Genomic DNA, 15,354 nt, shown 5'->3' on the forward strand with positions numbered 1-15,354 from the left:
TTTAAAGCGCTGCTACGACTCATTTGTCAACCTGATACGAAATACTGGAAACAAGTCTCAGGTTGGCCTTGAATGACTTTTCGGATGAGAATTATCAGAAGGGTGGCATTGATTTAGTAATATGATTTCGATAAGTATTATTATCGATACCATAGTGTTTTTTGGAATTTTAATTGAAATTCCATTGAAACGGCCTTTTTATTGTTACTTATTCCGCTAGCCACAGCATCCTTCCATCTGATAGCTGTTTCTGAGCTACAACCTCCTAGTTGTGGTAAACAGACCAAATAACCTGCCGCTGCGACATTGACAGAGCATGCGCAAAATCCCAACCGAGTGTGCTACAATCTTCACCAGAAAGATGGCGAAAGAATGTCAAACTATACGCAACTCATAACTCGCATTTTGGACTCTTACCACCAATTCCTGGTGGAAGACTGGATTTCGCTCTATCTGAGCCGCAATGAAATTTTGGACCAATCCGCCCTGTTTGCGCGGCCCGAGTGGATTAATCGCTTGTTGACAGTAATTGAAAAATTACTTAAAAACAACGACATGTTGCCCGCCCAAATACTGATGGATGAATTCGCTTTTGAACAGGTTTTGACCGGAAAACCAGTGGAAGCGGGTTTGGACGCCATCTTTCTCGGCAAGCAGGCTTTGCTTAAGTATATTCTTAACGAAGCTAAAGACGAGATGGCGGTGTTTGCCAGCCTGCCAACCGCGGACATGGTGTTTAACCGCCTGGCAACGGTTTATTTTCAATCCTTCCTTGAACAGGCACAAAAACAGAGTGTCAGAACTGGCGGATTGCTTTCTGCCGCCGAAGCAAATCCGGTCCCCACTACTTACGCAGGCCTGGAAGTACATTCGGTTCTCAAAGATATGGTTCTAACCCTGATGAACTCGATCCAGGCCAGTCAGGCATTTGTTTACCTGAAGGGAAAGAACGAAGACAACTTCTATCCTTTCTTTTCGCTTGGCCCTCTTACAGTGATGGATAAGCAGGCCTTTAATACACAACTTGTTAATATTGATGATGCAAAGTGGCTTGGCTCGCTTTTTATTGAGCAGGAACCACTTCAAATTTCTGCGCAAGAAGCTGTGCAAGTCCCGCTAAATCTCTTCCACACACTGGAGATTACCTCAGCCCTGCTGCTACCCATTTCCACGCAAAACCAGCATTTGGGATTTATGGTGTTTATCAAAGGCAAGGAGGACGGCGAGAAATTTTTATCTGATCAGGTGCAGTTGGCCCACACCATATCGCATTCCATGGCACTGGCTTTAGAAAACGAACTGCTATACGAAGAGAAGAAGAAAAGACTGGCTGAAACCGATGGTTTACGTCAGATTACTTTTGCCCTTCTACAAAAATTGAACCTTGAAGAAGTGTTGGAAATTGTGTGCAAAGAGGCCTTGCGATTAACCGCCGCCCAGGCCAGCTCTGTTTATTTACTGCATGATGAAAACTGGCTACACCTGGCGCATCATGAAGGCGAACTTGGCGGACCAAGCCAAAAGTGGCTGGCTGTGGAGGGATCACAACAGGGATTTGCCGCCAGGCAAAAAAAACCGGTGGTTGAAAATATCACTTCTAGCGGAAATACGGAGACCTTTCTGCTGGCGGTTCCGCTGCATATTAACAATGAAACAATGGGCATTCTGGATGTGGTTAAAAAGCACTACTCATTTTCAAATGACGATGTGCGTATCATAAAATTGTTTGCCGCCCAAGCAACAATCGCCATAGAAAACGCGCGTCTTTACCAACAAGGTGAGCAATTGGCTGTCTGGCAGGAACGGCAGCGCCTGGCGAGGAATTTGCACGATTCTGTAAACCAGGCGGTGTTCGGAATTACACTTTACGCTAAAGCGGCTCTGCGCCACCTGGATACCGGTAAATATGACAAACTCAAACAGAATCTGCTGGACCTAACTGACACCGCAAAAGAAAGCCTGGCTGAGATGCGTATGTTGGTGCACGAACTCAATCCGCCGATGATTGAACAACGTGGATTGAAAGCCGCGATTGAAAGCCGTCTGAAGACCGTAGAAGAACGAGTTGGCGTGCGCTGCCATTTCCAGGCCGATGACCATTTAGAAATTCCCCTTTACGTCGAGGAAGAGCTGTATAGGATTGTGCAAGAGGCATTGAATAACATACTGAAGCATTCCAACGCCAAAGAAATCACGATTTCCATCCACCAACGAGACCGCAAAGTTACCTTATCCATTCAAGATAATGGCGTTGGGTTTGACGTGGAACGAAAGATGAAAATTGAAGGCTATGTGGGTTTGAAATCAATGCAAGAAAGAGCCGCGAATATTGATGCGGTGCTGACAATGACCAGTCAGTTAGGTTGTGGAACCACAATTTCAGTCGAGGTGGAAATATGAGTTCAGAAATCCGTTTATTGCTGGTTGACGACCACATCGTTGTACGCAAAGGGATCATCGCCATGCTGGAAACCGAACCCGACCTTTCGGTTATTGGTGAATGCAGCAACGGCCAGGAGGCGATTGAAGCCTATGCGCTGCTGAAGCCCGACGTGGTATTAATGGATCTGGTGATGCCGGTGCTGGATGGTGTGGAAGCCATTCGGGCAATTAAGAAATCCTCACCCAAAGCCCGTATTCTGGTTTTGACCAGTTTTACCAGTGATGAAAGGGTGTTTGCCGCAATTGAAGCCGGCGCTACCGGTTACCTGCTCAAAGACTCGGACCCAGAAGATCTGGTTAAATCCATCCACCAGGTGTATAAGGGGGAATCTTCTTTGCACCCCATGATTGCCCGGAAATTGTTGAATGAATTAACCCAGCAATCATCCAAGAAGAAAAGCTCGGAAGAAGACCTGACCGACCGCGAAATTGAGGTGCTAAAGTATATTGCCAGGGGGCTCAGCAACCAGGAAATTGCCGAACAAATGGTTGTGTCAAAACCCACCGTGCATACCCATGTGAGCAATATTCTTTCCAAACTGCAATTATCCAACCGAACGCAAGCCGCCCTGTTTGCCATCCGCGAGGGATATATTACTTTCTCGTCTGCATTGGGCGAATCAGAAGAGTAATCTTCACCAGGCGAACTGTCCCCTGCCCCGGCGAACTGCCGGGGCAATTTTTATTTCTCCTCATCATTAAGGATGAGAAAAGATTGTGAAATTTATCATTAAAAAGGATGTGCCAGCTTGATCATTATTTGGGATGCGGATAAGGGATGTGGTCGATATACTCTAATTGTCCTTGAACATACCCACATTACTCGTACTTCTCTCACTGGAGGAAACGATGACCACAAGCAAAATTGTTGAAAATTGGATGACCCAACCCGTTGTATCAGTTGACCCGTACACCCGTCTGGATGATGCCAAACAGTTGATGAACACTAAAAGCATTCGCACCCTGCCGGTGACGAACGAAGGCAAACTGGTAGGCATTGTAACCCGCCGCGACTTACTGCGCTACGATCCTTCTGCCGCGATGAAATCGCATTGGACGGAGTATTCCGGACTGGAAAATGAAACCGTTGACCATATCATGAGCCGGAAAGTAACGACCATCCGTTCCAACGCCACTGTTGGACAGGCTGCCCGTGTGATGTACGAGAATAAATTCTCCGGGTTACCCGTAACCGATACCAGCCGGCAGATGATTGGAATTATTACCTCTACCGACATGTTTCGCTTTATTCTCGAGAACAGCGATTATGTCAACAGCTTTTATAAAACATCTTCGCTGATGACGTCGTTGGTTGAGACTATCGCGCCTTATGAAACCCTGTTTGAAGCACATCGTTTGATGGGCATCATGCGCATCCGCGCCCTGCCCGTGGTTGACGATCACGAGACTCTGGTCGGAATTATCACCCGCACAGATGTCTTGAGCGCTGACCCCTCAGCATTTATGAAAAACCGCCAGGATCTTTCCCGCAAGATCCTCAGCACCCCGATCAGCTATATTATGACCAGCAAGCCGATCACGATCAACCCCGATACGCCTGTGTCGACGGCTGCTGAGCTCATGATGACCTACAAGATCCATTCATTACCGGTACTCAACGAAGAGAACCGCTTGGCAGGCATTATCACTGACAGCGACCTCTTCCATATGATTTTGCAGAAATTCAATTAACAACCAGCTTTGCTGGCCTGGAGGAAAAGGATGAAAACCGACATCATTGAAAGAAACGCACCACCTACTGATGACCGCCGTTGGAAGATTGTGGACGCAACCATGAAAAAACATAACTATTCACCTAAATCATTGATCGAGACCTTACACGCAGTACAAGACGCGTTTGGATACATTGATGATGAAGCTTTGAAGTATGTTTCCGACAGCCTGCATGTTCCGCCCAGTAAAGCATACGGCGTGACGACCTTTTACAACTCATTCACCATGAAGCCGGCCGGTGAGCACGTTATCCTGCTTTGTACGGGTACCGCCTGCTATGTCAAAGGCACCGACAAAATTCTTGAATACATGAAGAATGAATATGACCTGGAGCCTGGACAAACCACCGCGGACAATAAGGTCTCATTGCTCTCTGCTCGCTGTGTGGGCGCGTGCGGCCTGGCACCAGTCATGGTTTTGGATGGTAGTGTCGTTGGACGTTTATCGGTAGAAGATATGCAGAATAAAATCCGGGAGTGGATTAACAATGGATAACAACGAATTAACAATTATTGCCGCTACTGAACTGGAAACCCAGGAAAAGTACGCGCATCGCCTTCATATTTGTGCTGGCACCGGTTGTATCTCGACCGACAGCGAAAACGTAATCAAACGAATGCAGGAATTGGTTAAGGAACGTGGGTTACAAGACACAGTGATGATCAAGAAGGTAGGCTGTATGGGTTTGTGCGCCGCCGGACCGATCGTCAAAGTGGAACCGGAAGGCATTCTGTACAAGACGGTTGCTCCTGAAGATGTTGAAGATATTCTGGACGCCTTGGGTGGACATCCGGTGGAACGCCTGCTGATTGACACGCAACTGCCGTTTTTCGCTCGCCAGAAAAAGAACACTCTGGAAAATTCAGGTGAGGTTAATCCTGAGCAGATTGACGATTACATTGCCCACAACGGTTACAAAGCGCTGGTGAAAGCGGTTACCAGCATGACCCGCGAGGAAGTTGTCGAAGAAATCAAGAAATCGGGTCTTCGCGGACGCGGCGGCGCTGGCTTTCCCACCGGCATCAAGTGGAGTATTGTTGCGCAGGAAAAAGGCGACAAAAAATATGTACTCTGTAATGCCGATGAAGGTGATCCGGGCGCGTTCATGGACCGCAGCGTGCTCGAAAGTGATCCGCACGTGATTCTGGAAGGCATGGCAATCGCGGCCTACGCGGTTGGCGCGAATGAAGGAATTGTGTACGTGCGCGCGGAATATCCTTTGGCGGTGAAACGCCTGCGGATGGCTATTCGCCAGGCTGAACGGAAAGGTCTGTTGGGCGAGAATATCTGTGGCACCGGCTTCAATTTCACTCTGGATATGCGCCTGGGCGCTGGGGCTTTTGTCTGCGGCGAGGAAACGGCTCTGATCTCCTCCGCGGAAGGTGACCGCGGTGTGCCGCGCACCCGCCCGCCTTTCCCGGCTGTCAAAGGCCTGTTTGGCAAGCCAACCCTGATCAACAACGTGGAAACCTTCGCGAATGTGCCTTCGATCATTCTTAAGGGCGGCGAGTGGTTCTCTTCAATTGGTACCGAGAAAAGCAAAGGCACGAAAGTGTTTGCCCTTACTGGCAAAATCGCGAACACGGGTCTGATTGAGGTGCCAATGGGCATCACGCTGCGCGAAATTGTCTACGAAATCGGCGGCGGCATCCCCGGTGGGCATAAATTCAAAGCCATCCAAACCGGTGGCCCTTCGGGTGGCTGTATCCCTGAAGAATGCCTGGATACCGCTGTGGATTACGAATCGCTGAAAGAATTGGGCTCGATGATGGGCTCGGGCGGTATGATCGTGATCGATGACACCTCGAACATGATTGACATGGCTAAGTACTTTGTGGAATTCAGCATGGAAGAAAGCTGCGGTAAATGCCCGCCCTGCCGGATTGGTATGCGCAGAATCTATGATATGCTGTCGAAGTTCTCAAAGGGCGAAGCGGAAGAAAAAGACATTGCTGAATTAGAGCAGATGTGCCACATGGTCATTTCGGCTAGCTTGTGCGGTCTGGGTAAATCAGCCCCCAACCCCGTGCTCAGCACGCTGCGCTACTTCCGCCATGAATATGAAGAAAAAATCAAGAAACCCGGAATTGTTGGTGACACAACAGAGAAAACACCGGCCGGGACTCCGGTGCATGTTGCAGGCTAAAGGATAATGAGAGCACACGGTTGCGCAGTTGTTTCCGGGTAAGGCTGCGCAACCGCTCTCCCCTCTTCAAAAACCTTGCTGCTTATCCTATATCGTGATATAATTCACGAATAAGTTTCAAAGAAAGCATATTCCTAGTGATAACAACGTAAGAGAAGGAGGAAGAGGAAGAAAAAATTTTTTTGACTTTTGATTGTGAAAATATTCACATACTAACACTTCTATCGTTGTACACCTATCTATTGGTGATTTTTTAGAACTCTGAGTGGAGAACAATAATGAGCGAGAAAATTTCAAAAAAGCACACCGCTGTCGAAACACAAAAAGCCGCTTATCTTCTAGGCGCGCAAACCGTTGAAGAGTTAGACGCCCTGGTTGAGCGGGTTCATCAAGCACAGCGCATCTTTTCCACTTTTCCTCAAGAAAAGGTTGACCACATTTTCCGGGAAGCTTCTATCGCCGCCAACGCGGAAAGGATCAGCCTGGCAAAAGAAGCTGTGGATGAAACTGGCATGGGAATTGTGGAAGACAAAGTAATCAAGAACCATTTCGCGGCCGAATACATTTACAACAAATACCGCGACACCAAGACTTGTGGCGTGATCGAAACGGACCCCTCCTTTGGCATCCAAAAAGTGGCCGAGCCGGTTGGTGTTGTTTGCGGCATCGTTCCAACCACCAATCCGACCTCTACTGCCATCTTCAAAGCCCTGATTGCGTTAAAATCTCGCAACGGCATTATCTTCTCGCCCCATCCGCGCGCCAAGCAGTCAACCGCTCGGGCAGCCAAAGTGATTTTGGACGCTGCCGTAAAAGCTGGTGCGCCCGCGGATATTATCGGTTGGATTGGTGACCCCACTATTGAGCTGACCAATCGATTAATGTCGCACCCTGGTATTGCTCTAATCCTGGCGACTGGCGGTTCGGGTCTGGTGAAAGCAGCCTACTCCTCCGGCAAGCCCGCTATTGGCGTTGGCGCCGGCAACACCCCTGCCCTGATCGATGAAACAGCCGATGTGCGCATGGCAGTCAATTCAATCTTGATGAGCAAAACCTTTGATAATGGCGTTGTGTGCGCTTCCGAACAGTGCGTAGTTGTTCATGAAAAAGTCTATGGTGAGGTTGTTGAAGAGTTTATGCGCCGGGGCGCTTACATTCTTTACCCTGAGAAAAAAGAGAAAGTAAGCCAGATCATCATTGATCGGAAACGTGGAACGGTAAACCCGGCCATTGTTGGGCAGTCTGCGGTGAAGATTGCCGAAATGGCTGGAGTAGAAGTGCCAGCCAACACGAAGGTATTAATCGGTGAAACCAACGAGATTTCTCTCGAAGAGCCGTTTGCTCAGGAAAAACTTTCACCGTTGCTGGGCATGATCTCATGTAAAACATTTGAAGAAGGTGTGGATAAGGCCCGCTTGCTGGTGGAATTAGGCGGTATTGGCCACACCTCCGTATTGTACACAGATAGCATGAATCAAGACCGGATCAGCTATTTTGGAAATATGGTAAAAACTGGCCGCGTACTGATCAACATGCCCTCTTCGCAAGGCGCAATTGGTGATATTTACAACTTCCGGCTTGAACCGTCGCTCACGCTCGGATGCGGCAGTTGGGGCGGCAACTCGGTGAGTGAAAATGTGGGCGTGAAGCACCTGCTCAACATCAAAACAATCGCAGAAAGACGGGAAAACATGCTATGGTTCCGTGTCCCTTCAAAAATTTACCACAAATACGGTTGTTTGCCGGTGGCCTTGCAAGAATTAGCTGGCAAGAAACGCGTTTTTATTGTTACCGATTCAGCGCTATTCAACATGGGTTATGTTGACCGGGTTACCTCGGTGCTGGAACCGCTTGGCATCGAATGTGAATGCTTCCACCAGGTGCAGCCCGACCCGACTCTGTCGACAATCAACCAGGGATTGGAACTGATCAATGCCTTCAAACCTGATGTGATCATCGGTCTGGGCGGGGGCTCGCCGATGGACGCAGCGAAAATCATGTGGCTGATGTATGAAAATCCGGATGTGAAGTTTGAAGGCCTGGCTTTGCGGTTCATGGATATTCGCAAACGCATTTATGAATTCCCCAACATGGGCAAGAAAGCCATCATGGTGGCCATCCCTACCACATCCGGCACCGGTTCCGAAGTAACGCCGTTCGCGGTGGTTACCGATGACCGCACCGGGCTCAAATATCCGATTGCCGATTATGCCTTAACTCCCCAGATCGCGATTGTGGACACAGAATTGGTGATGAACATGCCCAAATCGCTGACTGCGGCTGGCGGCGTCGACGCGGTTACCCACGCGTTGGAAGCGATTGCCTCGGTTCTGGCAACGGATTACACCAACAGCATGGCCCTCGAGTCTCTGCGCGTGCTATTCAAATACTTGCCGCGCGCGTATGAAGCCGGCGCAGAAGACATTCGCGCACGGGAAAAAGTTCACAATGCCGCCAGCATGGCGGGGATGGCCTTTGCCAACGCCTTTTTGGGATTGTGCCACTCAATGGCGCACAAATTGGGCGCGGCTTTCCACATTCCCCACGGCGTGGCAAATGGTCTGTTGATCTCTTGGGTGATCAAATTCAACTCGACCGATAACCCCACAAAGCAGACTTCCTTCCCTCAGTATGAATATCCGGATGCCATCTCCCGGTACGCGCGGATCGCGGATTACCTGTCCCTGGGTGGAGCTTCCAAACCCGAGAAAGTTGACCGCCTGATTGCCGCCATCGAAGATTTGAAAGCAACAGTTGGCATTCCAAAGAGCATCCAGGCTTATGGCATCGATGAGAACGAGTTTCTTGCCCGGGTCGAATCGCTGGCTGAAGAAGCATTTGATGATCAATGCACCGGCGCAAACCCGCGCTACCCACTGATCAGTGAGATTAAGGACCTTTATCTGAAAGCCTACTACGGCGATTAATCCCCTGGATTTTGAGATGAGGTTGGCTCAAGCGCTTGAGCCAACCTCTTTTTTTAACCGATGCGGTTCGGTTATAATCGCATTAGGAACTCCATTATGACTGAGCAAACACCCACGATTAAGCAAGTGATATCTGATTATATCGATATGGTTGCCCAGGCACGCAGCGAAAAAACTGCGCGCACATATCAAAACGGGCTTTCTGTGTTTGCATCGGTTTTAGACGTGAATGGAATTGACCCTTTTAAGGCTGGGATCGAACAACTCCCCGAAGATAGCATAACCTGGTTTACCGCGGCGTTGAAAGACTACGCGCCGGCCACCGAGCGGCTTTACCTGACGGCGGCGACCAATTTCTTTGAGTTCCTGGTTTCGGATAATATCCTGGAAATCAACCTGCCACGCATCCGCATGCTGGTGCGCCAGCGCGCCCGCAAGCCGGGCATCCGCCTGCCGCAGTTCCCAACATTTGAGATTGAGAAGGTGTTGGATTACGCTGAGCGGCTTAACACAAAACCGGCGGAGGGAGAGGAGGAAAGGCTTCGCAATTATCGCGACCGGGCTTTCCTGCTCTTGCTGGCCGATTCAGGTCTGCGCGTTCATGAAGCCTGTAATTTGCGGCGCGGGGACATTAACTGGGATTCCGGCCAGGCGCTGGTGATAGGCAAAGGAAACCGTGAAGCCGTGGCTCGGTTTTCCACCCGCTCGCTAAAGGCGCTCAGCGAATACTTGCGTATGCGCGCCACAGTTGACGGGATAAGCGGAAAAGAGCTATTATCTTTGCCGCTGTTTGCCCGCCATGACCGGGGCGCCGGGAAAAAGATCAAACCCATCAGTACTGTTACAGGCCGCAATATTGTTAAGGAACGTGTCACCGAAGCACTGGGGCCGGACGCGGTTGGCAGGATCACCCCTCACTCCTTCCGGCATTTTTTTGTAACAAAGGTGCTGAAAGCTTCTGGAAATTTGAAACTGGCGCAGGAGCTGGCTCGGCACAAAAATATTGCTGTAACTCAACGCTACGCGCACCTGATGGATGAGGAGTTGGACCAGGGTTACAGAGCAATTTTTGAGAAGGAATAGGATTTATTGTTTTCTCCCCCATAAAAAGTAAAGCCGAGAAATGAAGATATTCCTCCGCTTTTATGGCGACCTCAATTTCTTCTTGCCCGCATCACATCGACAACGAACATATCCTGTTGAGATCGTTGCGCGCGACTCGATTAAAGATTTGATCGAGGCTCAAGGGATTCCCCACACAGAGATTGATTTCATTCTGGTCAATGGCAACGCCGTTGGCTTTGATACCATTGTGGCTGAAAATGACCGGATCAGCGTTTATCCCTATTTTGAAAATTTACCCATCCCCATCGAGCAACGCGTTTCAGAACCATATCCTTACGAACCTCGTTTCGTTCTCGATGTTCACCTCGGCCGGCTGGCTGTGTACCTGCGCCTATTGGGGTTTAACACACTCTACTTTGGTAATTTGCTGGATGAAGACCTGGCAGAAATTTCAGCCCGAGAAGGGCGGATACTGCTGAGCAGAGACCGTGGTTTGCTCAAACGGAAAATAGTGCGGTTCGGCCGTTACATACACAGCACCTGGCCGCACGAACAGCTGGTTGAAGTCGCCCGGCGCTATCATTTATTAGAGCAATCCCACCCATTTACGCGCTGCACCGTCTGCAATGGAAGCCTCATGGAAGTGGATATGCACGTTGTTAAGAACGAGATTCCGGCGGAAACTCGCGCCAATATTGACCGCTGCTGGCGATGCGAGGAGTGTGGAAAAGTTTACTGGAAGGGCTCTCATACCGTTCGCATAGAGCGAATGTTTGCAGAGGTTTTAACACTGGTTTCCGTTTCCTCCGCCAAATCCGAAGAAATGACTGATTAAATTGGAAAGTCTGGTACGCAAAACCGAATACGAATAATGCTGGCACGCCAGGCGGTAGTTCTCTTCACACATCTGCATGCAACGCTGGGGATTATCCAACACCTCTACTGTTTTTTGGACAGTGTCTTGTGTGATGTAGTTATCAAATTCAATGACATTAAATCCCTTGGTGCGGATATCAATCGCGAAAATGGTGTAATTATTGACCACAATAGGGCGCTTAAAGTAGATCGCTTCCAGAAAGGCGTTCCCAAACCCTTCAATCAGCGATGGATAGGTGATGAGATCAGCCTGGGGGTAGGCATCCCACAAGCTGTAGATCTTTTCACCGTTGGGCTTGATTCTGCGTTTTTCATCAAACAGATCGGAAATAAACAACGCCTTGACTCCCATCATGTCGGCGTAATGACGCACGCGTTGTTCGTATTCCTGGCCTTCATCCCCAGAGGCGTGAGAAATGACCAGGCGCGCCTTACGATTCAACCGACTTACCAATTCAATCGAATGCTCAATTCCCTTGCGCTGCACAACGCGGGTGGGCTGCAGGATGAATAATTCGTCGGGATCCAAACCCAACGCTTGGCGCAGGTCCTCGGAATAAGCGTCAACAGCCGGGGGCTTCCGCTCATAATCCATTACATTCGGGATGATGGTGGAGCCGACACCTGTTCTGCGGGCCAGCTGGTGACGGGCGGATGAATTGATTACAACATGCTGAATGGACCAGATAGTGGGCGGAAACGCCATGGTGATATAGTCCCAAACAGAATTTACAATGAAACGCTTGCGCTCCCAGGTGAAGTCATGATGATGAGCAATCGTAGGGATGTTGGTTTCGGCGATGAATTCTGCGATGGCAAGCCCCAAAGGAATATTCAAAGGGATGGAAAGCACATTCTCTGGAATAAGCAAATCGATCTGAAACTCATTTTTGAAATGGTAAATTTCTTTTTTGAAGGATTCCCGCATCTGGTGAATCCACTGAGTGTCCAGTTCTGAACGGCGCGTTTCCCCCCAAAATCGCTGGTGATGCTCTTCTATTTCTGGATGATGATAAAATGCTTTGGGAACAACCATGGAATGCGATGCGGGCCGGTCGCATATCCCTGCGAAGTAATAACAGGTGTGTCCCATTGCTTCCAGCACTTCCGCCCACTTCGCGGTTTCCAGCGACACACCGTCTGTGCCCGCAAATCGGGTTGAAATAAACCCGATGTTAAGCTTTTTTGTATTGCCATTGTTTGTATTCACGCCCACCCTCCTTTCGGTTGTTGGCGAATGATAATCATTATACAGGATGAGAGGATATTGGACATAATCCATCCAGTATTCTGACGCGCATTTTCCATACATTTAGAGGCTGTATGATATATATTCTTCTGTTTTTTGCCGCTGGCGCATTGATCGGTCATTTTCTAAAACGCAGTCAAAAGGTGATGAAAGCCAACCAAAGGCTGCAGAACATGACGGTGTTCGCTTTGCTTTTCTTTATGGGGATTTCCACAGGCTCAAACGATACAATCCTGCGGAATCTCCCTTCCCTGGGTAAAGACGCGCTAATTAATTGTTGCCACCCTGGCTACATTGGGCAGCATATTGGCTCTGTACCCTGTTTATCACCGGTTTTTCAGGGGGAGAGAATGAGTGGCTTGCTGCTGGTTCTCCCATTTATAGCTGGTTTGGCAGCCGGCGCGCTGGAATGGATCTCAGCCGTCGGATTCCCTGAACAGACCCAAACACTTCTCATTTATGCGCTGCTGTTCTTCATCGGTGTCAGTGTGGGTAGCGACGAAGAAACGCTTGCCAATCTTAAGACCCTCAATCTGCTCAGTTTGCTGGTTCCCTTCTCCATTCTCGCTGGATCACTGATCGGAGGAGCAGTTGGCTCCGTTCTGATTAACCGCATTGACGTTAACGAGGGTATGTCCATCGGTGCTGGTCTGGGGTATTACAGTTTGTCCAGTGTGTTAATCGGTCAATTGCGCGGTGAAGAGCTGGGTGTAATCGCCCTCATGGCGAATATCTTTCGTGAAGTCTCAACCATTCTTTTTGCGCCGCTTCTTGTCAGTTTGTTTGGTGAAATGGCGCTCATTGCCAGTGGGGGCGCGACCACATCTGACACATCCCTGCCGGTGATCCAACGTTATTCAGGGAACCGTTACACGCTTATCGCGGTTTTCAATGGAATTGTGCTTTCTTTGCTGGTACCCCTGGTAGTTCCACTCTTCCTGTGAGAAAGGATCAAAAACATTGGCTTGCCTGTTTCAACACTGCTTTTCTGACAAGAATCAACTGGTTCAATTTGCTGCGGATATAGTGGTTGCCACCGGTAATAAAAGTTTACCTGCGCCAGAAATGTTTAACATGGTTCTGACCGGCGGCAGTAGCATTGTGCCCGTTTATTCCGAATTGGCCTCCCGCGTTTCAGAAGCATTCTGGGAAAAAACCATTTTTTTCTGGGGTGATGAGCGCTGTGTGCCTCCAGACTCACATGAAAGCAATTATTACCTGGCCAAGTCCATTTTGCTGGGGCCGCTGGGGGTGGATGAAAGCCAGGTCCGCAGGATTGCCGGTGAGTTGGGCGCGCAGACCGCCGCCGATTTATATAACTTGGAGATTGACCGCATTGCCCGATTCCGTATGCAAAATCAGCAGAATCAGATCTTTGATCTTACCTTTCTGAGTATCGGCGAAGATGGCCATATCGCTTCGCTTTTCCCTGGGCAGGCTGCTCTCGACTCAGTGCAGCGCTTCGCGATCCCAGTAACTGCTGTCTACAAAGACCGCCCCGCTCAGCGTGTTTCGCTGACATCCGCGGCATTGATCCGATCTCGCAAAATCGTATTGATCGCGGCGGGAGAAAAGAAGGTCAACGCAATCCAGCGAATGCTGGAACCGGATATGAATGATGATTTGCTGCCGGCAAAGCGCATTTTGTCTGGCCAAAGCGAAATCTACATTCTGACTCTGCGTGAATGACAGGCTCTCCGTAAAGAAAGTATTCTTTGCCCAGGATAAAATGGTAGAATTGATCCGCTAATTGGTAAAAATTTATCCCCTATAATTATCAGGTCTTGGATTATGTCCTCCAAAAGAATTGTCATCAAACTGGGAACCTCAACCATTACGGCGGGTTCTGCGAAGATTTCTTACCCTGGGCTGATCGATTTGGCCCGTCAGGTGAGCATTTTACGCCAGATGGGCTATGAAGTGATTATTATTTCTTCGGGTGCGATAGCCGCAGGCCGTCAGATTTTGGCACAAAAGGATCTTCCACGACAAATACCCGCGAAACAAATGCTGGCGGCAATTGGCCAATCGAAATTAATGGGTATCTATACGCAAATTTTCGGAATGTATGATCTAATTGTCGGCCAGGTGCTCCTGACCAAAGACGATCTGCTCGACCGGCGACGCTATCTCAACGCCCGCAATACATTGAATGCCCTGCTTTCGTATCGTGTGATTCCCATTATCAATGAAAATGACACCGTAGCCACGGAAGAAATACGTTTTGGCGACAACGACAACTTGTCTGCGTTGGTAACCAATGTGCTGGAAGCGGATTTGTTGGTCTTGCTTACCGATCAGGATGGACTGTACACCAGCGACCCACGCAGCGATCCACAAGCCAGAATGATCAGCGAAGTGGCCACAGAACACATCCCTGAAGATCTCTGGCAGGCTGCCGGCGGGAGTGTCTCTGGCCTGGGAACCGGCGGCATGCACACGAAACTATCCGCGGCCGATCTGGCTCGAAAATCGGGCGCCACGGTGTTTATCGCCAATGGCAACACCCCAGACATCATCATTAAAATTGTCAATGGCGCCGCACGAGGGACAAAATTTCTCCCTTCAAATTCGACCTTGGAAAGCCGTAAACGCTATATGCTGGCGGGGGTGCAGGCGTCTACCGGAATTCTATATATAGACCCCGGCGCGGAAAAAGCGATCAAAAAAGGCGGCAGCCTGCTGCCAGTCGGGTTGGTCAAAATTGCAGGCAGCTTTGAAAGAGGCGATATTGTGCGCGTGCGTTCCGCGAAACTGCAAGAGATTGCCATTGGCATCACGAATTATTCATCCGACGATCTGGAACGGATTCAGGGAAAGAACTCCACACTTATTGAAGATATCGTGGGGTACAGCTATGGCGATGAAGTCATCCATCATAACAATATGATGCTGGTCTGATACGAAAAGGAGTC

Annotated in this window: 12 protein-coding genes; 11 read left to right on the top strand and 1 reads right to left on the bottom strand. The window is 49.3% G+C overall.

Translation table 11 applies throughout. The features are described 5' to 3' along the window. Positions 1-429 precede the first annotated feature (429 nt). The 8 genes from ADN00_RS00360 (at position 430) to ADN00_RS00395 (ending at position 11,149) form a co-directional block, all read left to right on the top strand. The gene (locus tag ADN00_RS00360) at positions 430-2,400 is read left to right on the top strand and encodes a sensor histidine kinase (RefSeq protein ID WP_236691453.1); all 1,971 of its coding nucleotides are present in this window, start codon (positions 430-432) and stop codon (positions 2,398-2,400) included. After that, positions 2,397-3,074 carry a response regulator gene (locus tag ADN00_RS00365; RefSeq protein WP_075060969.1) on the top strand — a complete coding sequence of 226 codons (678 nt, stop codon included), beginning with the start codon at positions 2,397-2,399 and terminating at the stop codon, positions 3,072-3,074. The genes ADN00_RS00360 and ADN00_RS00365 overlap by 4 nt, the downstream gene beginning before the upstream one ends. Before the next feature lie 217 nt (positions 3,075-3,291). Beyond that, entirely contained in the window at positions 3,292-4,134 is an 843-nt protein-coding gene (locus ADN00_RS00370; protein WP_075060970.1) for a CBS domain-containing protein, read from the top strand. 30 nt (positions 4,135-4,164) lie between these two features. Beyond that, the gene (locus tag ADN00_RS00375) at positions 4,165-4,671 is read left to right on the top strand and encodes an NAD(P)H-dependent oxidoreductase subunit E (protein WP_075060971.1); all 507 of its coding nucleotides are present in this window, start codon (positions 4,165-4,167) and stop codon (positions 4,669-4,671) included. Beyond that, positions 4,664-6,322, top strand: a complete 1,659-nt coding sequence (gene nuoF, locus ADN00_RS00380; RefSeq protein ID WP_075060972.1) for an NADH-quinone oxidoreductase subunit NuoF — start codon at positions 4,664-4,666, stop codon at positions 6,320-6,322. The genes ADN00_RS00375 and nuoF overlap by 8 nt, the downstream gene beginning before the upstream one ends. A gap of 278 nt (positions 6,323-6,600) precedes the next feature. Next, positions 6,601-9,249 carry a bifunctional acetaldehyde-CoA/alcohol dehydrogenase gene (adhE, locus tag ADN00_RS00385; protein WP_082389762.1) on the top strand — a complete coding sequence of 883 codons (2,649 nt, stop codon included), beginning with the start codon at positions 6,601-6,603 and terminating at the stop codon, positions 9,247-9,249. Positions 9,250-9,345: 96 nt separating this feature from the next. Beyond that, positions 9,346-10,332, top strand: coding sequence for a tyrosine-type recombinase/integrase (locus ADN00_RS00390; RefSeq protein ID WP_075060973.1), 987 nt, complete (start codon positions 9,346-9,348; stop codon positions 10,330-10,332). A gap of 40 nt (positions 10,333-10,372) precedes the next feature. Further along, positions 10,373-11,149: a Mut7-C RNAse domain-containing protein gene (locus ADN00_RS00395; RefSeq protein ID WP_075060974.1), complete on the top strand. Its 777-nt coding sequence runs from the start codon at positions 10,373-10,375 to the stop codon at positions 11,147-11,149. On the opposite strand, the gene ADN00_RS00400 is transcribed toward ADN00_RS00395, so the two are convergent. Continuing rightward, entirely contained in the window at positions 11,099-12,400 is a 1,302-nt protein-coding gene (locus ADN00_RS00400; RefSeq protein ID WP_075060975.1) for a glycosyltransferase family 4 protein, read from the bottom strand. The genes ADN00_RS00395 and ADN00_RS00400 overlap by 51 nt on opposite strands. A gap of 389 nt (positions 12,401-12,789) precedes the next feature. Between ADN00_RS00400 and ADN00_RS00405 the strand changes: the two genes are divergently transcribed. From ADN00_RS00405 to proB, 3 genes are all read left to right on the top strand, one after another. Then, the gene (locus ADN00_RS00405; RefSeq protein ID WP_075061096.1) at positions 12,790-13,383 is read left to right on the top strand and encodes a lysine exporter LysO family protein; all 594 of its coding nucleotides are present in this window, start codon (positions 12,790-12,792) and stop codon (positions 13,381-13,383) included. 16 nt (positions 13,384-13,399) lie between these two features. After that, complete coding sequence (pgl, locus tag ADN00_RS00410) at positions 13,400-14,128, top strand: 6-phosphogluconolactonase (protein ID WP_075060976.1); 729 nt, start codon at positions 13,400-13,402, stop codon at positions 14,126-14,128. A 102-nt stretch (positions 14,129-14,230) separates the two neighbouring features. Continuing rightward, positions 14,231-15,340, top strand: coding sequence for a glutamate 5-kinase (gene proB / locus ADN00_RS00415; RefSeq protein ID WP_075060977.1), 1,110 nt, complete (start codon positions 14,231-14,233; stop codon positions 15,338-15,340). Positions 15,341-15,354: the final 14 nt, after the last annotated feature.

The organism is Ornatilinea apprima (assembly GCF_001306115.1).
Taxonomy (GTDB): Bacteria; Chloroflexota; Anaerolineae; order Anaerolineales; family Anaerolineaceae; genus Ornatilinea; species Ornatilinea apprima.

What these genes read in the sequence shown, in the direction of transcription:
- ADN00_RS00365 (WP_075060969.1), top strand. Translation starts at nt 2,397, where the DNA reads ATGAGTTCAGAAATCCGTTTATTGCTGGTTGACGACCACATCGTTGTA.
- ADN00_RS00370 (WP_075060970.1), top strand. Translation starts at nt 3,292, where the DNA reads ATGACCACAAGCAAAATTGTTGAAAATTGGATGACCCAACCCGTTGTA.
- ADN00_RS00375 (WP_075060971.1), top strand. Translation starts at nt 4,165, where the DNA reads ATGAAAACCGACATCATTGAAAGAAACGCACCACCTACTGATGACCGC.
- nuoF (WP_075060972.1), top strand. Translation starts at nt 4,664, where the DNA reads ATGGATAACAACGAATTAACAATTATTGCCGCTACTGAACTGGAAACC.
- adhE (WP_082389762.1), top strand. Translation starts at nt 6,601, where the DNA reads ATGAGCGAGAAAATTTCAAAAAAGCACACCGCTGTCGAAACACAAAAA.
- ADN00_RS00390 (WP_075060973.1), top strand. Translation starts at nt 9,346, where the DNA reads ATGACTGAGCAAACACCCACGATTAAGCAAGTGATATCTGATTATATC.
- ADN00_RS00395 (WP_075060974.1), top strand. Translation starts at nt 10,373, where the DNA reads ATGAAGATATTCCTCCGCTTTTATGGCGACCTCAATTTCTTCTTGCCC.
- ADN00_RS00405 (WP_075061096.1), top strand. Translation starts at nt 12,790, where the DNA reads ATGAGTGGCTTGCTGCTGGTTCTCCCATTTATAGCTGGTTTGGCAGCC.
- proB (WP_075060977.1), top strand. Translation starts at nt 14,231, where the DNA reads ATGTCCTCCAAAAGAATTGTCATCAAACTGGGAACCTCAACCATTACG.